Raw genomic sequence first — 21,409 nt, forward strand, 5'->3', positions numbered from 1 at the left:
CTGCTGCGCATGGGAGACGCGGCGCTCGTGCTGCTTCGCCACGGCGAAAGCGAATGGAATGCACTGAACTTGTTCACCGGCTGGGTGGACGTCGACCTGACCGACAAGGGCCGCACGGAAGCCGTGCGTGCCGGCGAGCTGCTGATCGAGCACGGGCTGCTCCCCGACATCGTGTACACCTCGCTTCTGCGCCGGGCCATCTCGACCGCGAACCTCGCATTGGACACCGCGGACCGGCATTGGATTCCGGTCCGGCGCAGCTGGCGGCTCAACGAACGGCACTACGGCGCGCTGCAGGGGCTGAACAAGTCCGACATCAAGGAGAAGTACGGCGAGGAGCAGTTCATGGCGTGGCGGCGGAGCTACGACACGCCACCGCCGCCGATCGAGCCCGGCAGCAAGTTCAGCCAAGACCGCGATCCGCGCTACGCGAACATCGGCGGCGGCCCGTTGACGGAGTGCCTGGCCGACGTGGTGGCCCGCTTCCTGCCCTACTACACGGACGTGATCGTCCCGGATCTGAGGGTGCGCAGGACCGTGCTGATCGCCGCGCACGGCAACTCGTTGCGCGCGTTGGTCAAATACCTCGATCAGATGTCGGACGAGGACGTCGTCGGGCTGAACATCCCGACCGGCATCCCGCTGCGCTACGACCTCGACGACAACCTCAGGCCGCTGGTTCCCGGTGGCAGGTACCTCGATCCGGAGGCGGCGGCCGCCGGGGCGGCCGCGGTGGCGAGCCAGGGCGCCAAGTAGGCGCGTTGGCCCGCACCGCGGCTTCACAACGTGTTGTCGGCAAACACTCGGTGAACGCCAACCGAACTCCTGCGCGGGTGTCTGTGACTTGTCCCAAATTGGCCGCACGCTGCTGGGGTGACGTTCACCCCTTGCGTACGATTTGGCCGTGACTGTGGTGTCGGTGGCGCTGCTGACCACGGTGGCGGCGCTGGCGGCCCTGGGGCTCGGCGTCGCGATCGGCGCCGGGCTGATGTCCCGCATCGCCGAGCGCAAGCGGCGGATCGCGGCCGAACGGGCCGGGCTCACCGTGTCGCAGATGCTGCAGCACATCGTCGCGCTGGCGCCGACCGGTGTCGCGGTGGTGGACAACCATCGCGACGTGGTGTTCATGAACGCCCGGGCGCAGGAGTTGGGCCTGGTGGGTGACAGGCTGCTCGACGAACGCGCCTGGGCCGCTGCGCAACGCACGCTGCTGTCCGGCGAGGGCGTCGACGTGGACCTGTCGCCGCTGCGGCCCACACCGGGGCGGTCCGGGTTGTCGGTGAGCGGGCACGTCCGCCTGCTCACCGAGGAGGACCGCCGGTTTGCGGTCATCTACGTCACCGATGACTCAGAGGTGGCCCGCATGGAGGCCACCCGCCGCGACTTCGTCGCCAATGTCAGCCATGAACTCAAGACACCGGTCGGCGCAATGGGGGTGCTGGCCGAGGCACTGCTGGAGTCGGCGGACGACCCGGACACCGTGCGCCGCTTCGCGCAGAAGATGCACGTGGAGTCCCAGCGGCTGGCGAACATGGTCAACGAGCTGATCGAGTTGTCGAGGCTGCAGGGCGCCGAGCCGCTGCCCGAGCTCGAGGTGGTGGACGTGGATACCGTTGTGGCAGAGGCGCTTTCGCGTTCCAAGGTCGCCGCGGACAACGCCGACATCGCGATCACCACCGACCGGCCCAGCGGGCTTCGGGTGCTCGGCGACCAGGGCCTGCTCGTCACGGCGCTGGCGAACCTGGTTTCCAACGCGATCTCGTACTCGCCGCAGGGATCACCGGTGTCGATCAGCAGGCGCCGGCGCGGCGGCAGCATCGAGATCGCCGTGACCGACCGCGGCATCGGGATCGCACGGGAGCATCAGGAGCGGGTGTTCGAGCGGTTCTTCCGGGTCGACAAGGCTCGCTCGCGTGCGACCGGAGGCACCGGCCTGGGTCTGGCGATCGTCAAGCACGTAGCCGCCAACCACAACGGATCCATCCGGCTGTGGAGCCAGCCGGGAACCGGGTCGACTTTCACGTTGTCGATCCCGGCATATCAGGGAGAGGAAGTATGACGTCGTGACCAGTGTGCTGATCGTTGAGGACGAGGAGTCCCTTGCCGATCCCCTGGCATTTCTGCTGCGCAAGGAGGGATTCGAGGCCACGGTCGTCGCCGACGGACCGGCGGCGCTCGCCGAATTCGACCGCGCCGGGGCAGACATCGTGCTGCTCGATCTGATGCTGCCCGGGATGAGTGGCACCGACGTGTGCAAGCAACTGCGATCGCGGTCCAGCGTGCCGGTGATCATGGTGACCGCGCGGGACAGCGAGATCGACAAGGTCGTCGGGCTCGAGCTCGGCGCCGACGACTACGTCACCAAGCCGTATTCGGCGCGCGAGCTGATCGCTCGGATCCGGGCGGTGTTGCGCCGCGGCGCCGACCCCGACGACTCCGGCGTCGGCGACGGTGTGCTCGAGGTCGGCCCCGTACGGATGGACGTCGAGCGCCACGTCGTGTCCGTCAACGGCGAGCCGATCACGTTACCTCTCAAGGAATTCGACCTACTCGAGTACCTGATGCGCAACAGCGGGCGGGTGCTCACCCGTGGCCAGCTCATCGACCGGGTGTGGGGGGCCGACTATGTCGGTGACACGAAAACGCTCGATGTGCACGTCAAGCGGCTTCGCTCCAAGATCGAGGCCGACCCCGCCAACCCAACGCACCTGGTGACGGTGCGCGGGCTGGGCTACAAGCTCGAGGGTTAGCGCTACTTCGCGCCGGCCTTCGACGATGCGCCGGTCTGGGCGCCGTTACCGCCGACCTTCTTTGCGATCTGGGACAAATCCTGCCCGATCGTGCGCAGCGGCCCGGTCCCGTTCGCGGCCACGGTGGTGGCCGGCCCGGACGCCGACGTCGCGTTGGCGGACGTGCGGACAACGTTGCGCTTCGGTCCCGGCAGGCTGACTGTCGGCGTGGACAGGGTCGGCCCCGCTGCCGCCGCGGTGGTCAGCGCCGAGGTGTCAGGCGAGTCGCTGGGCGGATCCGGCGTCAGCGGAACAGGTGTGGTGTTGCCGAGATTGCCCAGGGCATTGTTGACACCCTCGCCGGCATCCGCGACGAGTTGGGTTGTGAGCGTGATCGGGTTCACGATCGGAATCAGCTTGAACGGAGTGGGCCGGCCGTAGCTCGTGTGGTCATAGCCGATTTCGGTCAGCGTCTGCAGCGTCGGTTGAGTCAGGTCAACGAGTGAGCATCGTCACACACGGCACGCCCAGTAAATGACGGAAAGGAAAAATTGCGGTCCGGATCGGAGGGTTCGACCTGAACCCGACAGTGCCCCCGCCTCGTTATCAGATCGGAGGAAGCAAGCAGCAATGGCCTACACACCGACGAGCAGCTGAACCTGCCGCCGATCGTCGTCACGCTTGGCAGGGCGCCTGACTTCTCGCGCCCGCCCCGGCCGGCCTCGCGGTGCTCACGGTGTCGGTGCTGTTGCAGCGCCGGCCGGCCACGACCCCGGCGACGGCGCCCGCGGGAAGCGACGCGCGCCGGGCTCAAGCGGCAGCCGCAATGAGTTCACCAGATAGCTCACAGTGCGATACGTGCCGGCGAGCATGAGCAGCTCGAGGATCGCCTCGTCGCTGAAGCGGGCGCTCAGCCGGGCCCACAGCTCGTCGTCGACGTCGCTGGCGCGGTGCAGGCTGTCGCAGAGCCGGATGAGGACGCGGTCGTGCTCATCCCAGCAGGCATCGTCGGGGCCGCCGGTCGTCAGCGACACGATCTGCTCGTCGGTCAGGCCTGCCTTGTCGGCGAATGTCGCGACGTGAACGCCCCATTCGTACTCCGCGCCGCACGACGCGGTCACCCTGTCGATGACGATTTCGCGCTGGCGGATGCTCAGGTGGCCGCGGTCGAGCAGCCCGGAGTCGAAGAACTTGAAGAACAGCCTGCGATCGCGTGCCATCGTGGTGAACAACCGCAGCGGAGGGTTGCCGCGCATGATCTTGTCGATGGCTTGCTGCATGTCCGGCGAGAGGGGCGCGGAAGCCGGCGCGATCCGCGCGCTACTGTTTTTATAGCGGTCCATGGCCGGCCAGCTTACGCCCCGTTGCTCCAGAATGTGAAGCATGACTGTTCCGCGGATCGGCGCGCCGGTACGGGGGTCGACCTCGGGGCGGCCGATCATGGTGGCCCTCGATGCCCTTGGCCGTCGCGGCGCGCTGCGTGTGCTGTGGGAGTTGCGCGGCGAGCAACTGACGTTTCGCGCGCTGCAGGCGGCCTGCGAGATGAATCCCGGTTCGCTCAACACCCGGCTCAAGGAACTCAGGGCCCTCGACATCGTCGAGCATTCCGGCGGCGGCTACCGCCTGACGAGGCACGGCGTTTCGCTGATGGCCGCCCTGGAGCCACTGCAGGCGTGGGCCGACGACTGGGCTAGCGCTAGCCCGTCAGGCCGCCCATGATCTCGGCCACGTCGAACGTGGCCACCCCGGCGGCTATTGCCGGATCTTTCTCGCCGAGCGCGACGACGTCTTCCTGGGTGCCGGCCCGCACCACGCCAAGCCCCCAGACCCCTTCGGGGTCGGCGACCGGGCCGAAGACCACCACCCGGCCGGCGGCGAGCAGGTTTTTCCAGTACTCCGCGTGCCGGACCATCGCGTCCTGCTCGGCCAGCGTGAGGGTCTGTGCGAAGTCCGATCGCGGCGGGATCAGCCGGAACAGGAACAGCTTGTCGGTCACGGTACGTTCCGGTCGGCCGCCCGAGTGGCCGGGTGCACGGCAACGAGTCCTAAACCGTTGCGGCGCTTGCAGACTGCCGCGAGTTCGGCGTAGGCCTTCTCGCCGATCAGCTCGGTGAGCTCGGCGGCCATCGACTCCCACACCTGCTTGCGACCGATGTGGACCGACGGGTCGCCCGTGCAGTACCAGTGCAGGTCGGCGCCGCCCTCGCCCCAGCCCCGGCGGTCGTACTCGGTCAGCGTGGTCTTCAGGATCTCCGAGCCGTCGGGCCGGGTCACCCACTCCTGGCTGCGCCGGATCGGCAGCTGCCAGCAGACCTCCGGTTTCATCGTCAGCGGTTGCACGCCGAGCTCGAGCGCCCTGAGGTGCAGCGCGCAGCCGATGCCGCCCGGAAAACCGGGCCGGTTCAAAAAGATGCACGCTCCCTTGTGCTTGCGAGTCCGCAGCTGCGGCTTGCCCTCGTACTCGTCCATCTCGAGATAGCCCTTGCGGCCGAGGCCCTTCTCCCGGAACTGCCAGTTCTCGTCGGCGAGCTGTTTCACAGCGTCGTCGAGCTGGGCGCGGTCGTCGTCGTCGGAGAGGAACGCCCCGTGCGAGCAACAGCCGTCATGGGGCCGGCCCGCGACCGTGCCACGGCAGGCCGGGGTGCCGAACACACAGGTCCAACTCGACAGCAGCCAGGTCAGATCGGCGGCGATCAGGTGTTCGGGATTGTCGGGGTCGTAAAAGTCGATCCATTCGCGGGCGAAGTCCAATTCGACCTCGCCAGGGTGCGAATCAGCCACAGTATTCAACGGTAGACCCAGTAGGTTGGAAACCGTGCGACTGGGCGTTCTCGACGTGGGCAGCAACACCGTTCACCTGCTGGTGGTGGACGCACGCCGCGGCGGCCATCCGACGCCGATGAGCTCCACCAAGGCCTCGCTGCGCCTGGCGGAGTCGATCGACAGCTCCGGCAAACTCACCCGCCGCGGCGCCGACAAGCTGATCGCCACCATCGACGAGTTCGCGAAGATCGCGGCCAGCTCCGGCTGCACCGAGCTGATGGCCTTCGCCACCTCGGCCGTCCGTGATGCGAAGAACTCCGAGGACGTGCTGGCCCGGGTGCTGGCCGAAACCGGGGTCGAGCTGCAGGTGCTCAGCGGGGTGAACGAGGCCCGGTTGACGTTTTTGGCGGTGCGCCGCTGGTATGGGTGGAGCGCGGGGCGGATCACCAACATCGACATCGGCGGGGGCTCGCTGGAACTGTCCAGTGGGGTCGACGAGGAGCCGGATGTGGCGATATCGCTCCCGCTTGGTGCCGGCCGCCTGACCCGCGAGTGGCTGCCCGACGATCCGCCCGGCCGGCGCCGGGTCGCAATGCTTCGCGACTGGCTGGATAGCGAGCTGGCCGAGGCCAGCCGTACCCTGCTGAAGGCGGGCAGCCCGGATCTGGCGGTAGCGTCATCGAAGACGGTCCGGTCGCTGGCCCGACTCACCGGCGCGGCGCCTTCCGGCGCCGGGCCGCGAGTGAAGAGGACACTGACTGCTAGCGGAATACGGCAGCTGATCGCGTTCATATCGAGAATGACCGTGGCCGACCGCGCCGAGTTGGAAGGAGTGAGTACCGAGCGCTCGCCACAGCTTGTGGCCGGCGCCTTGGTAGCGGAGGCGACCATGAGAGCGCTGTCTATCGAAACCCTGGACATCTGCCCGTGGGCGTTGCGTGAGGGCCTCATTCTGCGGAAACTCGACAGCGAAGCTGACGGAACTGCCTTAGTGGAGACCACCGTGCGGGATGCCGGATGACCGGGCCAGATCGCGAGACCCGGCCGATCTCCGTAGCTGAGCTGCTTGCCCGCAACGGCACGATCGGCGCGCCGCCGGTTGGTGGCCGGCGCCGTCGCCGACGCGGCAACAGCGACGCGGTGACCGTCGCCGAACTGACCGGTGAGATCCCGGCGGTCCAGGAAGATGAGCACCACGACACGGTTCCCCAGCCGGTGGACGCGGTGCCATCGAACGGCACAGCCGAGCCGGCTGCGGTGGACGAGTACGAGCACGACTACGAGCCCGAGATCGACGAGCACGCCGACTACCACGGCGGCTCGTCGGTTGCCGAGCAGATGCGGCCGGATCCCGTCGTCGAGGACGGACACGACGAGGACGTGTTGCTCGAGGAGCCGCCCGCCGACGAGGAAGACGACGACCTGCCGGGATACCTGCGGAGCATCCGCGCACCGCTGTTCGGCGGCCCGACCCGCGATGAGCGCCGGCACGAAGAGCCCGATCCGGTGGCCGACGAGGAGGCCCGCGACGGCGGCACCCGATCGCCTGCGGCGTTGCTGCCCGACGCGCCGCCAGAGACCACGACGACCGAGGAACTCGCAGAACACGAGTTGCCCACCACGATGCAGAAGGCGCTGCGCGCCGGCCTGATCGTGTTGCAGTCGGTCGTCGCGGTCGCCTTCGGCGCCGGGCTGTTCATCGCGTTCGACCAACTGTGGAAGTGGAACAACATCGTCGCACTGGTCCTGTCGGTGCTGGTGATCCTCGGCCTGGTGGTGGCCGTGCGGGTGGTGCGCAAGACCGAGGACATCGCCAGCACGCTGATCGCCGTCGCGGTGGGTGCTCTGGTCACCCTGGGGCCGTTGGCGCTGCTGCAATCTGGCTAGGGGCCCCGGGAACACACTGTGCGCCCCGCAATCAAGGTCGGTCTGTCGACGGCCTCGGTGTACCCGTTGAGGACCGAGGCCGCGTTCGAATACGCCGCTCGGCTCGGCTACGACGGTGTCGAACTGATGGTGTGGGCCGAGTCGATCAGCCAGGACGTCGACGCGGTCGCCAAGCTGTCCCGGCGGTACGGGATGCCGGTGCTGGCGGTGCACGCGCCGTGCCTGCTGATCTCGCAGCGGGTGTGGGGATCCAACCCGATTCCGAAGCTCGACCGCAGCGTGCGCGCCGCACAAGCGCTCGGGGCGCAGACCGTCGTGATCCATCCGCCGTTCCGCTGGCAGCGGCGTTACGCGGAGGGATTCACCGAGCAGGTCGCGCGGCTCGAGCAGAGCAGCGACGTAGTGGTCGCCGTGGAAAACATGTTCCCGTTCCGCGCCGACCGGTTCTTCGGCGGCACACAGGCCTCGATCGAGCGCATGCGCAGGCGCGGCGGCAAGCCGGGCCCGGCCATATCGGCGTTCGCACCCTCATACGACCCTCTCGACGGCAACCACGCCCACTACACGCTGGACCTGTCGCACACCGCCACCGCCGGCACCGACGCGCTCGACATGGCCGCCCGGATGGGGTCCGGGCTGTCTCATCTGCACCTGACCGACGGCTCCGGCGCATCCGTCGACGAGCACCTGGTTCCCGGCCGCGGGGCCCAGCCCACGGTGGAGGTGTGCCAGACGCTGGCCAACAGCGACTTCTCAGGGCATGTGATCCTGGAGGTGACCACATCCGGGGTGCGTACCGAGGACCAGCGCGAAGCCCTGCTCACGGAGTCGCTGGACTTCGCCCGCACCCACCTGCTCCGCTGAGCACCTGCACCAAAGGATGCCCATGACCGGATCCACCCTGTTCTCCGACGCGATGGCGTTACGGCAGGTGGATGACGGCCGTTTTCAGGGCGAGCTGAACGAGCACTGGACGATCGGGCCGAAGGTGCACGGCGGCGCGATGCTCGCGTTGTGCGCGGGCGCAGCGCGGGCTGCCCACGGCGGCACGGTGCAGCCTGTGGCGGTGTCGGCCAGCTACCTGTCGGCCCCCGACCCGGGGCCGATGCGACTGCAGACGTTCGTGCGCAAGCGGGGCCGCACGGTCAGCGTCGTCGAGGTGGAGCTGAGTCAGGGCGACCAGGGCGATCAGCACCGGCGAGCGTGCGTGCACGCCGTCATCACGCTCGGTGAGCCCGAGCACCGGGCGGCGCCGTTGCTGTCGGCCAATCCCGTGGTGCCGTTGATGGATCCCGAACCGCCACCGGACGCCCAGCCGATCGGGCCGGGACACCCGATGGCCGGGCTGGTGAATCTGGCTGCCGGATGCGAGGTGCGCCCGCTGATGTCGACAGTACCCATGGAAGGGATGCCGCCCGACGGCCGACCGCCGCTGATCCAGATGTGGGTGAGACCGCGCGGCGCGGCTCCCGACATCCTGTTCGCGCTGATGTGCGGCGACATCTCGGTACCGGTCGCGTTCGCGGTGGGCCGCCGCGGCTGGGCGCCGACGGTGCAGTTGACCGCGTACCTGCGCGGTGTGCCGGCCGACGGCTGGCTGCGGGTGCTGTGTACCACCACCCAGATCGGCCGGGACTGGTTCGACGAGGATCACATCGTCGTGGACTCAGACGGCCGCGTCGTCGTACAGACACGCCAGCTCGCGCTCGTGCCGTCGCACTGAACGCCATCGGCATCTGGCATGCTTTCGCGGTGTCCAGAATCGCGATTATCGGTGGCGGCAACATCGGTGAAGCGCTGCTGTCGGGGCTGCTGCGTTCGGGCCGCCAAGCCGAGGACATCGCCATCGCCGAACACGTCGAGGCGCGAGCTCGCCACCTGTCCGAGAAGTACTCAGTGCCGGTGACCGGCGTCGCGGACGCGGTCGCGAACGCGAGCTTCGTGATCGTCGCCGTCAAGCCGGCCGATGTGGATGCGGTGACCGGGGCGATCACCGAGGCCGTCACCCGCGCGGCGGCTGACGCCCCGGAGCAGGTGGTGGTCAGCGTCGCCGCCGGCGTCACCACCGGGTACTACGAGGCGAAGCTGCCCGCCGGAACGCCGGTGATCCGGGTGATGCCGAACGCGCCGATGGTGGTCGGTGCCGGGGTCAGCGCGATCGCCAAGGGCCGCTTCGCCAGTGCGAAGCAGCTCAAAGAGGTCGCGGCGCTCTTCGATTCGGTCGGCGGCGTGCTGACCGTGCCCGAGCCGCAGCTGGACGCGGTCACCGCGGTGTCGGGCTCCGGGCCGGGCTATTTCTTCCTGGTGGTCGAGGCGCTCGTCGACGCCGGGGTCGCGGTGGGGCTGAGCCGATCGGTAGCCACCGACCTGGTGGTGCAGACGATGGCGGGTTCGGCCGCGATGTTGCTGGACCGGATGGGGGGCGCCGGCACGCCGGAACAGGAAGCGTCTACGGGCGCCGCCCCCGACACCACCCCCGCGCAACTTCGGGCCACGATCACCTCGCCGGGCGGTACAACGGCCGCGGGCCTCGGCGAACTGGAGCGGGGCGGGCTGCGGGCCACGTTCGCCGCGGCTGTTCAGGCCGCAAAAAGCCGCTCTGAGCAGTTAGGAATTACATCAGAGTAATTCATGAATTTTCGATGGATTACCCAACACCCGTCGCAATAACCCCACTAGTCCCGCTATTCTCCTCGTTGTATGCACGTGTTCCGTGCCAGCGGTGGGGAAGCCGCTGGCCCTGGCCGTGCCTGAAGGATTGGGTTGCGATGACGTCTTCGAACGGGCCATCGGCGCGGGATTCGGCTAGCGGAAAGGCACGCGATTCGGGCGTTGCTGACGGTCAGCCGGTCGCCAGAGCTCAATTTCTCACAGTCGCCGAGGTGGCCAGCTTGATGCGGGTCAGCAAGATGACGGTTTACCGGCTCGTTCACAACGGCGAGCTGCCCGCCGTTCGGGTGGGGCGATCCTTTCGCGTGCACGCCAAGGCCGTGCACGACTTGCTGGAGACGTCCTTCTTCGACGCCGGTTAAGGGTCTCGGTTAAGGGCCTCGAGCCCGCCGGTCGCGGGACACCCCAGCCCGCTCACCTGCCGCGCCCAGGTAAGGTGGCCGGGATCGCTTGGCTTCGCAACGCAGGGCCAGGCACAGACACGACGTAGGTAGCGGAGGCTCGGGTTCTCTATGGGTTCGGTGATCAAAAAGCGGCGCAAACGCATGTCGAAAAAGAAGCACCGCAAACTGCTTCGTCGCACTCGGGTGCAGCGCCGGAAACTGGGCAAGTAGCCGCCCGGGCGCATCCGGCCGTAGCGTGCTCCGCCGAAATGCCCGGCGACGCATCGCTCGCTAGGCTGTCGGGGTGGATTCTGCGACCCCGCGGGACGACGGCACCCCGCATTACCCGAAGGTCGTGCTGGTCACCGGTGCCTGCCGGTTTCTCGGCGGTTACCTGACCGCGAGGCTGGCACAGAACCCGTTGATCAACCGGGTGATCGCGGTGGACGCCGTAGCGCCCAGCAAGGATCTGCTGCGGCGGATGGGCCGCGCCGAGTTCGTGCGAGCAGATATCCGAAACCCGTTCATCGCCAAGGTGATTCGCAATGGCGAGGTCGACACCGTCGTGCATGCGGCATCGGCGTCGTACGCTCCTCGCGCGGGCGGCCGGGCCGCGTTGAAGGAACTCAACGTGATGGGCGCGATGCAACTGTTCGCGGCCTGCCAGAAGGCCCCCGCGGTGCGGCGCGTGATCCTGAAGTCCACGTCGGAGGTGTACGGCTCCAGCGCCCACGATCCGGTGGTCTTCACCGAGGACGGCAGCAGCCGCAGGCCGCTCGGCCCCGGCTTCGCGCAGGACAGCCTCGACATCGAGGGCTATGCGCGTGGCCTGGGCCGCCGCCGTCCGGACATCGCGGTCACGATCCTGCGGCTGGCGAACATGATCGGCCCCGCGATGGACACCGCGCTGTCGCGGTACCTCGCCGGCCCGATCGTGCCGACGGTGCTCGGCCACGACGCACGGCTGCAATTGCTGCACGAGCAGGACGCGCTCGGCGCGCTCGAGCGCGGCACGATGGCGGGCAAGGCGGGCACATTCAACATCGCGGCCGACGGGATCATCATGATGTCGCAGGCCATCCGCCGGTCCGGGCGGATTCCGCTGCCCGTGCCGGGGTTCGGTGTCTGGGCAATTGATTCGCTGCGCAGGGCGACCCGCTACACTGAGGTCACTCGAGAGCAGCTGAACTACCTGAGCTATGGCAGAGTCATGGACACGACGCGGATGCGTGTCGAACTCGGCTTCAGCCCCAGGTGGACTACTCTCGAAGCCTTCGATGACTATCTTCGCGGTCGTAATTTGACCCCGATCATCGATCCACGATGGGTACGCTCACTGGAGAGTCGTGCCGTCGCCGCAGCTCAGCGCTGGGGCGGGTAGGCGAACTGTGACGGGCGGGGAGAAGGAATAGCGGTGGCGGGCGAACCCAAGGCCAAAGTGATTCCGCTGCACGGCAATTCAGGTCGCGCGGCGGTGCCGCGACGGCCCGGCGAGCGCGCCGAGGCCTCGCGCCGACATCCATCGCTGATGTCCGATCCGGACGGCCGGGCATCCGCGGAGCAGCTCGCGGCTGTCGTCCGGGACATCGACGCGCGCCGGGGCGGGGCGGCCGCCGGCGATCAAACCCCCGAAGAGCCCAACGAAATCGCACAGCGCATCGCCTCGATCGCGCAGTTCGTCCGGCGCCGGATGACAGGTGATTACACCGTCGACGAGTTCGGCTTCGATCCGCACTTCAACGACACGATCGTGATGCCCTTGCTGAGAACGTTTTTCAAGGCATGGTTCCGGGTCGAGGTCACCGGCATCGAGAATTTGCCAGACAGCGGTGCGGCACTGGTGGTGGCCAACCACGCGGGGGTGTTGCCGTTCGACGGCCTGATGGCGGCGGTGGCGGTACACGACAAGCACCCCGCCCACCGGGTGCTGCGCCTGCTGGCCGCCGACATGGTGTTCGACAGCCCGTTCCTGGGCCAGGCCGCCCGCAAGGCCGGGCACACCATGGCCTGCACGAACGATGCGCACCGGCTGCTGGCCCACGGCGAGCTGACAGCGGTGTTCCCGGAGGGTTACAAGGGGCTGGGCAAGCGTTTCAAGGATCGCTACAAGCTGCAGCGATTCGGCCGCGGCGGCTTCGTGTCGTCGGCGCTGCGGGCCAAGGCGCCGATCATCCCCTGCTCGATCGTCGGCTCCGAGGAGATCTACCCGATGATCGGCGACCTCAAGCTGGTAGCCCGGTTGCTGGGGTTGCCGTATTTCCCGATCACGCCGTTGTTCCCGCTTGCCGGACCGGTCGGACTGATCCCGCTGCCGTCGAAATGGCACATCGAGTTCGGCACGCCGATTTCGACGGCGGACTATGACGATGCCGCGCCGGAAGACCCGATGATCACCTTCGAGCTCACCGACCAGGTGCGCGAGACCATCCAGCAGACGCTGTACCGGCTGCTGACCGGCCGGCGCAACACCTTCCTGGGTTAGCCGGCGGGCGAGCCTCCCCCGCGACCGGGAGGTACCCCCACGGCCGGCTGTTGGCCCGCGAGCGCGGCGTCGCGGGCGGAGGCGATCGTCGACACCACCTCGTCGGCTTCGCTCTCGTGTGCGGCCTCGCCGATCATCGTCACGATGCTGGTGATCACCGGCTTGCCCTCGGCGTCGGTGACTTCGCCGCGGATCTCGCTGATCACGGTGCCGTGTGACTCGATGACCGAGTCCAGGTAGGAGTCGAAGAACAGCCTGTCGCCGGCAAGGATCGGGCGGTGGAACATGAGCTTCTGGTCCCGGTGCAGGACTCGCGCCAGGTTGATGGGCACATCGAAGTGGTTGAAGAGCTCCAGCTGGACCCTGCGTCCGGCCACGGTGAGAAACGTCAACGACGCCACCAGCGCGGGATACCCGAGCTCCGCGGCGGCTTCCTCACTGAAGTGGGCGGGGTGGTCATCCTTCACCGCGCGGGCGAACTCGCGGATCTTCTCGCGGTTCACCTCGAAGTAGTCGGGGTACCGGTAGTGAGTTCCGATGATTTCTTCGGCGAAGCTCATGCCTGCGGGTGCTCTCCAGCTGTCGTTCGTGCTCAGCGGCGCGAGCTTATCAGCGGACCGTCAGCGACCGTCGTGGCGGCGCGACACAATCGCGGCCAGCGCGCCCCCCGCGGCTCCCAGCGCCAGCGCCGACGGCACCCCGATGCGGGCCGCCTTGCGCGCGGTCCGGAAGTCGCGAATCTCCCAGCCCCGGTCCCGGGCCAGCTCCCTCAGCGCGGCGTCGGGGTTGATCGCCACCGCCGTGCCGACCAGTGACAGCATCGGCACGTCGTTGATGCTGTCGGAGTATGCCGCGCAGCGCTTGAGGTTCAGCCCCTCGCGAATGGCCAGCGACCGCACCGCATGGGCCTTACCGGAGCCGTGCAGGATGTCGCCGACCAGCCGGCCGGTGAAAACGCCGTCCACCGACTCCGCGACCGTGCCCAGCGCCCCGGTCAACCCCAGCCGCCTCGCGATGGTGTCGGCCAGCTCGAAGGGGGTGGCGGTGACCAGCCACACCTGCTGACCGGCATCCAGGTGCATCTGGGCCAGCGCGCGGGTGCCGGGCCAGATCTTGTCGGCGATGATCTCGTCGTAGATCTCCTCGCCGAGCGCGACCAGCTCGTCCGTGGAGCGGCCCTCGATGAACGCCAGCGCCTTGCGTCGGCCCGCGGCCACGTCGTCGCTGTTCTCGCGGCCGGTGAGCTGAAACTTGGCCTGCGCATACACGAACCGGACGAGGTCGCCGTAGGTGAAGTACTTGCGGGCGGCGAGGCCACGGGCGAAATGCGCCAGCGACGACCCGTGCACCAGGGTGTTGTCGACGTCGAAGAAGGCGGCCGCGGTCAGGTCCGCGGGCGGCGGCGGCGGTGACGGTGCCGGTCGCAAATGGCTAACGGCCGCTTCCGCGCTCGCGTCACCCGCGAGATCCTGCGAATCCGTCCCTGTCACCGTTCAACATTAAGCCACTGGCGGATACTGACCGCGTGAGCCTGCGGCAGGTGGTGTTGCTGACCCGTGACGGCTGTTCGGTGTGCGAACGGGCCCGGCAACGCCTGGCCGGATTGGCCGGCGAACTGGGCTTCGAGTTGTCGGTCACCGACGTCGATGCCGAGGCCGCGGCCGGTCGGCCGACCTTGCGCGCGGAATTCGGGGACCTACTGCCGGTGGTGCTGCTCGACGGGCGCGAGCACAGCTACTGGGAGGTCGACGAACCCCGGCTGCGGGCGGATCTCGGCGTGGGCGGCGCCGACACTTAACCAAGTGCGGCGACACGCCGGGCGGCGCCGCAGCAGTTTAAGTCTCGGTGTACGGGGATGAGCCGGATCACGAATTTGGTCGCCCAACCAACAAGCGACTACCGTTTATGACGTGGTGATTAAGCCGTGAGCGTGCTGCTTTTCGGGGTGTCACACCGCAGCGCTCCGGTGTCGGTTCTGGAGCAGCTGAGCACCGACGAATCCGATCAGGCCAAGATCGTGGACAAGATGCTGCAGTCCTCACTCGTGACCGAGGCGATGGTGCTGTCAACGTGCAACCGCGTCGAGGTCTACGCGGTCGTCGACGCGTTCCACGGCGGCCTGTCGGTGATCGGGCAGGTGCTTGCCGAGCAATCCGGGATGTCGCTGAACGACCTGACCAAGCACGCCTACGTGCGCTACGCCGAAGCCGCCGTCGAGCACCTGTTCGCGGTGGCCAGCGGCCTGGATTCGGCGGTCGTCGGCGAGCAGCAGGTGCTCGGCCAGGTGCGCCGGGCCTATGCGGGCGCCGAGGCCAACCGGACCGTCGGCCGCGTGCTGCACGAGCTGGCGCAGCGGGCGTTGTCCGTGGGTAAGCGGGTACACACCGAGACCGATATCGACGCGGCGGGCGCGTCGGTCGTGTCCGTCGCACTCGGGATGGCCGGGACCGAGCTTGAAGCCCTGGCGGGGCGCACGGCGGTCGTCGTCGGGGCCGGCGCGATGGGCGCGCTGTCGGCCAAACACCTCGTTCGCGCAGGCATCGGGCGCCTCCACCTCGCGAACCGGTCGTTGCCGCGGGCGCGCCGGCTGGCCCACGCGATCCGCGACCTCGGAGTGCCTGCTGACCCGGCGGCCCTGGACCGCCTTCCGACGCTGCTGGCGGGGGCCGACGTGGTCGTCTGCTGCACCGGCGCGGTGCGCCCGGTCGTGTCACTGGCCGACGTGCACCGCGGCTTGGCGCTGGGCCTGGGGGCACCTTCCGCTCGCCGGGGAGAACCACGCCGGCTGGTGATCTGCGACCTCGGGATGCCACGCGACGTCGATCCGGCCGTCGCAGGTTTGCCCGGCGTGTTCGTCATCGACATGGACCGCATCCAGCGGGAGCCGTCGGCGCGGGCGGCGGCGTCCGACGCCGAGGCGGCCCGGCGAATCGTCGCCCAGGAGGTCGCCGCGTACCTGGCCGGGCAGCGGATGGCCGAGGTGACGCCGACGGTCACCGCGCTGCGCCAGCGCGCCGCCGACGTGGTGGAGGCCGAGTTGCTGCGGCTGGACAACCGGCTGCCGGGGCTTGACGCCGGGCAGCGCGACGAGGTGGCCCACACCGTGCGCCGTGTCGTCGACAAGCTGCTGCACGCGCCGACCGTGCGGGTCAAGCAGCTGGCCAGCGCGCCGGGCGGCAACAGCTACGCCGAGGCGCTGCGGGAACTGTTCGAACTCGACCAACAGGCCGTCGACGCTGTCGCCGCAGGCGAGCTGCCTTTGCAGCCAGGCGAATTCGACGGCCCGGCAGAAATATCCGGGTAACGGTTGGCCAGCTCGCAAGACTCGGTGATCCGGATCGGCACCCGGGGCAGCCTGCTGGCCACAACGCAGGCCGGTGCCGTCAGGGATGCCCTGGCGGCTCGAGGTCACGCCGCGGAGCTGGTGGTCATCAGCACCGAGGGGGACCGTTCCGACGCACCGATCGCCGACATCGGGATCGGGGTTTTCACCGCCGCGCTGCGCGAGGCCATCGCCGAGGGGCGCGTCGACATGGCCGTGCACTCCTACAAGGACTTGCCGACCGCCAACGATCCGCGGTTCGTGATCGCCGCGGTCCCGCCGCGTGAAGACCCCAGAGACGCCCTCGTGGCCCGCGACGGGCTGACCCTGGGCGAGTTGCCCGCGGGCTCGGTCATAGGCACGTCAAGCCCGCGACGGGCCGCGCAGCTTAGAGCATTGGGTCTCGGTTTGGAAATCCGCCCCTTAAGAGGCAACCTTGATACCAGGTTGAACAGGGTAAGCAACGGTGATCTCGACGGCATCGTGGTCGCCCGGGCGGGCCTGGCCCGCATCGGACGCCTACACGCTGTCACCGAGACGCTCGAGCCGGTGCAGCTGTTGCCGGCGCCGGCTCAGGGTGCGCTCGCGGTCGAGTGCCGCAGCGGCGACACCAGGCTCGCGGCGCTGTTGGCGGAGCTCGACGACGCCGACACGCGCCTGGCGGTCACCGCTGAGCGGGTCCTGCTCGCCGAACTGGAGGCCGGCTGCTCCGCGCCGGTCGGCGCGATCGCCGAGGTGGTCGAGTCGATCGACGAGGACGGCCGCGTCTTCGAAGAGCTGTCGCTGCGCGGCTGCGTGGCAACGGTGGACGGATCCGACGTGATCCGTGCGTCCGGCGTCGGAACGCCCGAGCGGGCCGGGGAGCTCGGCTCCTCGGTCGCCGCCGAGCTGTTCGAGCTGGGCGCGCGCGAGTTGATGGGACACGTGCGCTAGCGCGTGATGACAAGAGGATGAGTGGACAGATGACGCGAGGGCGGAAGGCGAGGCCGGGGCGCGTCGTGTTCGTCGGCTCGGGTCCGGGCGACCCGGGTCTGCTGACCGTGCGAGCCCGAAACGTGCTCGCGTGCGCGGAGGTGGTGTTCACCGACCCCGACGTGCCGCCCGAGGTGCTCGCCCTGGTCGGCGCGGGGCTGCCGGAGCGGCCGAAGCTGTCCGAACCCGACCCGGGGATCGTGGACGACACCGTCGAGGTGAAGCTGCCGGTGCCCGACGTCCGCCCCGCGCTCGGCGATCCGGCCGAGGTTGCCAAGACGCTGGCAAGCGAGGCGCGCGCCGGCGTTGACGTGGTGCGGCTGGTGGCCGGCGACCCGCTGTCGATCGACCCGGTGATCACCGAGGTGAACGCGATCGCCAAGACGGCGCTGCGGTTCGAGATCGTCCCGGGGCTGACCGCCAGCAGCGCGGTGCCCACATATGCGGGGTTGCCGCTGGGGTCGTCACACACCGTCGCAGATGTGCGCGGCGATGTCGACTGGGCGGCGCTGGCCGCGGCGCCCGGGCCGCTGATCCTGCACGCGACCGCCGAGCACCTGGCCGAAGCCGCCAAGGCGCTGATCGACTTCGAGCTGGTCGAAACCACTCCGTGCGTCGTGACGGCCCACGGCACGACGACCCAGCAGCGTTCCGTCGAGACGACGCTGTCCGGGCTGACGGACCGGGCCGTGATCGGCGGCACGGATCCGGCAGGCCCGCTCACCGGGCCGCTGATCGTGACGATCGGCCGCACCGTTGCCAACCGGGCGAAGCTGAACTGGTGGGAGAGCCGCGCGCTGTACGGCTGGACCGTGCTGGTGCCGCGCACCAAGGACCAGGCCGCCGACATGAGCCAGCGGCTGATCTCGCACGGCGCGCTGCCGATCGAGGTGCCGACGATCGCCGTCGAGCCGCCGCGCAGCCCCGCGCAGATGGAGCGAGCCGTGAAGGGCCTCGTCGACGGCCGCTACCAGTGGGTGGTGTTCACGTCGACCAACGCGGTACGTGCGGTCTGGGAGAAGTTCAACGAGTTCGGGCTCGATGCTCGGGCGTTCTCGGGAGTGAAGATCGCCTGCGTCGGGCAGGCCACCGCAGACCGCGTGCGCGCGTTCGGGATCGACCCCGAACTCGTGCCATCCGGCGAGCAGTCGTCGCTGGGCCTGCTGGACGAGTTCCCGCCGTACGACGACGTTTTCGATCCGGTCAACAGGGTGTTGCTACCCCGGGCGGACATCGCCACCGAGACGCTGGCCGAAGGACTGCGCGAACGCGGGTGGGAGATCGAGGACGTCACCGCGTACCGCACGGTGCGCGCCGCGCCGCCGCCGGCGGAGACGCGCGAGATGATCAAGTCCGGCGGCTTCGACGCGGTGTGTTTCACGTCGAGCTCGACGGTGCGCAACCTTGTCGGCATCGCGGGCAAGCCGCACACCCGCACGATCGTGGCGTGCATCGGGCCCAAGACCGCCGAGACCGCCGCCGAATTCGGGCTCCGTGTTGACGTGCAGCCCGAGACCGCGGCGATCGGACCGCTGGTCGACGCGCTGGCCGAGCACGCCGCCCGACTGCGCGCCGACGGCGCGCTGCCCCCGCCGCGTAAGAAGACCCGCAGGCGGTAGGGGGCGGAGGTGGGCTACCCCCGACAACGCCCGCGCCGGCTGCGTTCGACACCGGCCATGCGACGGCTCGTCGGCGAGACCTCGGTGCAACCAAAGCACTTGGTGCTGCCGATGTTCGTGGCCGACGGCATCGACGAGCCGCGGCCGATCTCGTCAATGCCGGGTGTTGTGCAACACACGCGAGACACGTTGCGGCAGAGCGCAGCCGACGCGGTCGCCGCCGGGGTCGGGGGCATCATGCTATTCGGCGTGCCGCGGCCCGACGACAAGGACGCGACCGGCTCAGGCGCGGTGTCGGCCGACGGCATCCTCAACGTCGCGCTGCGCGACCTGTCCAAGGACCTCGGCTGCGCGACCGTGCTGATGGCCGACACCTGCCTTGACGAATTCACCGACCACGGCCACTGCGGCGTAGTGGACGGCGCGGGCCGGGTCGACAACGACGTCACGCTGAAGCGCTACGTGGAAATGGCCGTGGCGCAGGCGGATTCGGGCGCTCACGTGGTGTCCCCGAGCGGAATGATGGACGGTCAGGTGGCGGCGATCCGCGATGCGCTGGATGCCGCGGGCCACATCGACGTAGCGATCCTGGCATATGCCGCGAAGTTCGCGTCGTCGTTCTACGGGCCGTTCCGGGAAGCCGTCGCGTCCAGCCTGACCGGCGACCGGCGCACCTATCAGCAGGAACCCGGCAACGCCCGCGAAGCGATCCGCGAGATCACCTTGGACATCGACGAGGGCGCCGACATCATCATGGTGAAACCGGCGATGGGCTACCTTGACGTCGTGCGTGCCGCCGCCGAGATATCGCCGGTGCCGGTTGCCGCCTACCAGGTGTCGGGAGAGTACGCGATGATCAGCGCCGCGGCGGCCAACGGTTGGATCGACGGCCGGGCGGCAGCGCTGGAGACCCTGACCAGCATTCACCGGGCAGGCGCAGACATCGTGCTGACCTACTGGGCGGCCGACGTTGCGGGCTGGCTCGGCTGAGTCGATGGAATCACCACAACAGCCGCCGGCCCGACCGCTGGACGTCGATACCGGGTACGGCCTGTGGCTGGCGGCGCTGCCGCTGCTGGTGATCGGCCAGGCCGCCGACACCGTGCTGACCGCCAACCGGCCCCACGCCTTCATCCTCTACGCCGCCGCCGGGGTGTTCCTCGTCCTGCTGTGCGCGGTGGTCGTAACCTTCCTGCTGTTGATGCGCCAGGGCTACCGGTGGGCCCGCACGGTACTCACCGGCGGGGGAATCGCGACGATCGTGTACGTCACCACCAGTTTGTTCACAGTGCAGCGGGGCACCGCGGCGGCCGTCGTCTACGCGATCACCGCCATCGTCGCTTCGGTGCTGATCGCAGGCGGGGTCTTCCTGCTGCACCGCAAGGACGCCCACGCTTTTTTCACGCGGTGAGCGGTCAGTAGGCTGGTCCGATCATGACAGCAGCACCCCCGCGGCCACGCATCGTCGACGTGGCGTTCTGGTCCTGGCTGGCCGCCGCCGTGTTGCTCATCGTGGGCGGCATCCTGCCCCAGTTTCTGTCGTTCGGCACCGTGCGCAGTGCCGCCCTGAAGACCGTGACCGACGAGCAGATCCGCTCGTGGTTGCTGCTGCACAAGAGCGCGGGGGTCGTCGGCGTTCTTCTCGGCCTGGCGATCGCGTATCTTGCCAGCCGGACCCGCCGCGGCGACAAGCGATTCCGGCGCGCCGCGGTGGCGCTATCGCTGGCCGGCGTGGTGCTGCTGGCCATCGGCTGGTTCGCAGCGATCGTCACGTTGTACGCGTTGCCGGCGATGATCGCGCTGATCGTCGCCGTCGGACTTATCACGCGTCCGAATGCGGCTGCGTGGTTCGACGAAGTGAACCAGCCGGAGGGCGGCAATGTCTGACGGACCGGAGGCCGACGTCGACAAGTCCGCCGTCGAACCGCTCTTCCTCGAGGCCGGCGCGAGCTGGTACTGGGTGCTCGCGGGGCCGATCTCCGCGGCGATCATGCTCGGGATCGAACTGCACGCCGGCGTCGGCGCAGCGTGGATCGTGCCGCTGGCCTTCCTGGTCCTGGTGTCGGGCTTCATCGCGCTGCAGGTCAAGGCCGCCCGAATTCACACATCGGTCGAGCTGACCCGCGAGCGGCTGCGACAGGGCACCGAGGTCCTCGACGTCGACAGGATCGAGAGCGTGTATCCGGAACCCGCGCCGCGCGCGGAGCCGGCCGCGTGGCAGTCGGCCCGCGCGCTCGGCGAGTTGACCGGCGTGCCGCGCGGACGGGTTGGCATCGGCCTGAAACTCGCCGGCGACCGCACGGCACAGGCCTGGGCACGACGGCATCGCGAGCTGCGGGCGGCGCTGACCGAGCTGGTGGAGAACCGACAAGTCCCCGGCACCGCGCGATGACCGACCGCCGCCGCGCTGTCGTCGAACTGGTGCTCGCCGTCCTCGCTGCGGTCGGCTGCGTGGTGAGTTGGCGGCAATCCTTGTCCACGGTCGAGGTGGCCCCGATCGCGGACGGCGAGCCGGCCACCACGTCGGTCACCTACTACGCGCCGCTGCTCGTGCTTGCGCTGGTGCTGGCGTCGCTGGCGGG

At 68.9% G+C, this 21,409-nt stretch carries 28 protein-coding genes; 22 read left to right on the forward strand and 6 right to left on the reverse strand.

Annotated features, from left to right (window positions below):
• The first annotated feature begins 9 nt into the window (after positions 1 to 9).
• The 3 genes from VKG81_RS20995 to regX all read left to right on the forward strand — a co-directional run bounded on the left by VKG81_RS20995 (position 10) and on the right by regX (position 2,750).
• Entirely contained in the window at positions 10 to 756 is a 747-nt protein-coding gene (locus VKG81_RS20995; RefSeq protein WP_324398652.1) for a phosphoglyceromutase, read from the forward strand.
• Positions 757 to 904: 148 nt separating this feature from the next.
• Positions 905 to 2,059 (forward strand): sensor histidine kinase, encoded by a 1,155-nt coding sequence (locus tag VKG81_RS21000; RefSeq protein ID WP_324398653.1) that lies wholly within the window; start codon positions 905 to 907, stop codon positions 2,057 to 2,059.
• Between the two features lie 4 nt (positions 2,060 to 2,063).
• Positions 2,064 to 2,750 (forward strand): two-component sensory transduction protein RegX, encoded by a 687-nt coding sequence (gene regX / locus VKG81_RS21005; RefSeq protein ID WP_324398654.1) that lies wholly within the window; start codon positions 2,064 to 2,066, stop codon positions 2,748 to 2,750.
• 2 nt (positions 2,751 to 2,752) lie between these two features.
• On the opposite strand, the gene VKG81_RS21010 is transcribed toward regX, so the two are convergent.
• On the reverse strand, positions 2,753 to 3,133 hold the full coding sequence (locus tag VKG81_RS21010; protein ID WP_324398655.1) for a hypothetical protein: 381 nt from the start codon (positions 3,131 to 3,133) through the stop codon (positions 2,753 to 2,755).
• 327 nt (positions 3,134 to 3,460) lie between these two features.
• On the reverse strand, positions 3,461 to 4,072 hold the full coding sequence (locus tag VKG81_RS21015; RefSeq protein WP_324398656.1) for a carboxymuconolactone decarboxylase family protein: 612 nt from the start codon (positions 4,070 to 4,072) through the stop codon (positions 3,461 to 3,463).
• 40 nt (positions 4,073 to 4,112) lie between these two features.
• On the opposite strand from VKG81_RS21015, the gene VKG81_RS21020 reads away from it, so the two are divergent.
• The gene (locus tag VKG81_RS21020) at positions 4,113 to 4,448 is read left to right on the forward strand and encodes a winged helix-turn-helix transcriptional regulator (protein WP_324398657.1); all 336 of its coding nucleotides are present in this window, start codon (positions 4,113 to 4,115) and stop codon (positions 4,446 to 4,448) included.
• Here VKG81_RS21020 and VKG81_RS21025 read toward each other — a convergent pair.
• Positions 4,426 to 4,725, reverse strand: coding sequence for a YciI family protein (locus VKG81_RS21025; protein WP_324398658.1), 300 nt, complete (start codon positions 4,723 to 4,725; stop codon positions 4,426 to 4,428). The two genes, VKG81_RS21020 and VKG81_RS21025, sit on opposite strands and share 23 nt — an antisense overlap.
• On the reverse strand, positions 4,722 to 5,519 hold the full coding sequence (locus tag VKG81_RS21030) for a hypothetical protein (RefSeq protein WP_324398659.1): 798 nt from the start codon (positions 5,517 to 5,519) through the stop codon (positions 4,722 to 4,724). The genes VKG81_RS21025 and VKG81_RS21030 overlap by 4 nt, the downstream gene beginning before the upstream one ends.
• Before the next feature lie 25 nt (positions 5,520 to 5,544).
• Between VKG81_RS21030 and VKG81_RS21035 the strand changes: the two genes are divergently transcribed.
• The 9 genes from VKG81_RS21035 to VKG81_RS21075 all read left to right on the forward strand — a co-directional run bounded on the left by VKG81_RS21035 (position 5,545) and on the right by VKG81_RS21075 (position 12,914).
• Entirely contained in the window at positions 5,545 to 6,513 is a 969-nt protein-coding gene (locus VKG81_RS21035) for a Ppx/GppA phosphatase family protein (protein WP_324398660.1), read from the forward strand.
• A complete protein-coding gene (locus tag VKG81_RS21040) occupies positions 6,510 to 7,379 on the forward strand; it encodes a hypothetical protein (RefSeq protein WP_324398661.1) in 870 nt (289 codons plus the stop codon). Before VKG81_RS21035 ends, VKG81_RS21040 begins: the two co-directional genes overlap by 4 nt.
• A gap of 18 nt (positions 7,380 to 7,397) precedes the next feature.
• The gene (locus VKG81_RS21045) at positions 7,398 to 8,243 is read left to right on the forward strand and encodes a sugar phosphate isomerase/epimerase (protein WP_324398662.1); all 846 of its coding nucleotides are present in this window, start codon (positions 7,398 to 7,400) and stop codon (positions 8,241 to 8,243) included.
• A 22-nt stretch (positions 8,244 to 8,265) separates the two neighbouring features.
• Positions 8,266 to 9,102: a thioesterase family protein gene (locus VKG81_RS21050; RefSeq protein WP_324398663.1), complete on the forward strand. Its 837-nt coding sequence runs from the start codon at positions 8,266 to 8,268 to the stop codon at positions 9,100 to 9,102.
• A 29-nt stretch (positions 9,103 to 9,131) separates the two neighbouring features.
• A complete protein-coding gene (proC, locus tag VKG81_RS21055; RefSeq protein WP_324398664.1) occupies positions 9,132 to 10,007 on the forward strand; it encodes a pyrroline-5-carboxylate reductase in 876 nt (291 codons plus the stop codon).
• 140 nt (positions 10,008 to 10,147) lie between these two features.
• Positions 10,148 to 10,411, forward strand: a complete 264-nt coding sequence (locus VKG81_RS21060; RefSeq protein ID WP_324398665.1) for a helix-turn-helix domain-containing protein — start codon at positions 10,148 to 10,150, stop codon at positions 10,409 to 10,411.
• A gap of 150 nt (positions 10,412 to 10,561) precedes the next feature.
• Entirely contained in the window at positions 10,562 to 10,663 is a 102-nt protein-coding gene (locus VKG81_RS21065) for a 30S ribosomal protein bS22 (RefSeq protein WP_003402602.1), read from the forward strand.
• 73 nt (positions 10,664 to 10,736) lie between these two features.
• Positions 10,737 to 11,813, forward strand: coding sequence for an SDR family oxidoreductase (locus VKG81_RS21070; protein ID WP_324398666.1), 1,077 nt, complete (start codon positions 10,737 to 10,739; stop codon positions 11,811 to 11,813).
• Positions 11,814 to 11,846: 33 nt separating this feature from the next.
• Positions 11,847 to 12,914 carry a lysophospholipid acyltransferase family protein gene (locus VKG81_RS21075; RefSeq protein WP_324398667.1) on the forward strand — a complete coding sequence of 356 codons (1,068 nt, stop codon included), beginning with the start codon at positions 11,847 to 11,849 and terminating at the stop codon, positions 12,912 to 12,914.
• Here VKG81_RS21075 and VKG81_RS21080 read toward each other — a convergent pair.
• Complete coding sequence (locus tag VKG81_RS21080) at positions 12,911 to 13,474, reverse strand: FAS1-like dehydratase domain-containing protein (RefSeq protein WP_324398668.1); 564 nt, start codon at positions 13,472 to 13,474, stop codon at positions 12,911 to 12,913. The genes VKG81_RS21075 and VKG81_RS21080 overlap by 4 nt on opposite strands.
• A gap of 60 nt (positions 13,475 to 13,534) precedes the next feature.
• A complete protein-coding gene (locus VKG81_RS21085) occupies positions 13,535 to 14,404 on the reverse strand; it encodes an HAD-IB family hydrolase (protein ID WP_324398669.1) in 870 nt (289 codons plus the stop codon).
• A gap of 35 nt (positions 14,405 to 14,439) precedes the next feature.
• On the opposite strand from VKG81_RS21085, the gene VKG81_RS21090 reads away from it, so the two are divergent.
• From VKG81_RS21090 to VKG81_RS21130, 9 genes are all read left to right on the forward strand, one after another.
• Complete coding sequence (locus tag VKG81_RS21090; protein WP_324398670.1) at positions 14,440 to 14,712, forward strand: glutaredoxin family protein; 273 nt, start codon at positions 14,440 to 14,442, stop codon at positions 14,710 to 14,712.
• 126 nt (positions 14,713 to 14,838) lie between these two features.
• Positions 14,839 to 16,218, forward strand: coding sequence for a glutamyl-tRNA reductase (locus VKG81_RS21095; RefSeq protein WP_324398671.1), 1,380 nt, complete (start codon positions 14,839 to 14,841; stop codon positions 16,216 to 16,218).
• Positions 16,219 to 16,242: 24 nt separating this feature from the next.
• The gene (gene hemC / locus VKG81_RS21100; protein ID WP_324398681.1) at positions 16,243 to 17,169 is read left to right on the forward strand and encodes a hydroxymethylbilane synthase; all 927 of its coding nucleotides are present in this window, start codon (positions 16,243 to 16,245) and stop codon (positions 17,167 to 17,169) included.
• A 29-nt stretch (positions 17,170 to 17,198) separates the two neighbouring features.
• Positions 17,199 to 18,827 (forward strand): bifunctional uroporphyrinogen-III C-methyltransferase/uroporphyrinogen-III synthase, encoded by a 1,629-nt coding sequence (locus VKG81_RS21105; RefSeq protein WP_324398672.1) that lies wholly within the window; start codon positions 17,199 to 17,201, stop codon positions 18,825 to 18,827.
• Positions 18,828 to 18,884: 57 nt separating this feature from the next.
• The gene (gene hemB / locus VKG81_RS21110) at positions 18,885 to 19,817 is read left to right on the forward strand and encodes a porphobilinogen synthase (protein WP_324398673.1); all 933 of its coding nucleotides are present in this window, start codon (positions 18,885 to 18,887) and stop codon (positions 19,815 to 19,817) included.
• A gap of 4 nt (positions 19,818 to 19,821) precedes the next feature.
• Positions 19,822 to 20,238: a hypothetical protein gene (locus tag VKG81_RS21115; RefSeq protein ID WP_324398674.1), complete on the forward strand. Its 417-nt coding sequence runs from the start codon at positions 19,822 to 19,824 to the stop codon at positions 20,236 to 20,238.
• A gap of 23 nt (positions 20,239 to 20,261) precedes the next feature.
• Complete coding sequence (locus VKG81_RS21120; RefSeq protein ID WP_324398675.1) at positions 20,262 to 20,714, forward strand: hypothetical protein; 453 nt, start codon at positions 20,262 to 20,264, stop codon at positions 20,712 to 20,714.
• Positions 20,707 to 21,219 (forward strand): DUF3093 domain-containing protein, encoded by a 513-nt coding sequence (locus VKG81_RS21125; RefSeq protein WP_324398676.1) that lies wholly within the window; start codon positions 20,707 to 20,709, stop codon positions 21,217 to 21,219. Before VKG81_RS21120 ends, VKG81_RS21125 begins: the two co-directional genes overlap by 8 nt.
• Positions 21,216 to 21,409: hypothetical protein (locus VKG81_RS21130; protein WP_324398677.1), on the forward strand; the 194-nt coding region annotated here is incomplete at its 3' end. The genes VKG81_RS21125 and VKG81_RS21130, both read left to right, overlap by 4 nt.

The sequence above is a fragment of the Mycobacterium sp. genome (genome assembly GCF_035314905.1).
Lineage (GTDB): Bacteria > Actinomycetota > Actinomycetes > Mycobacteriales > Mycobacteriaceae > Mycobacterium.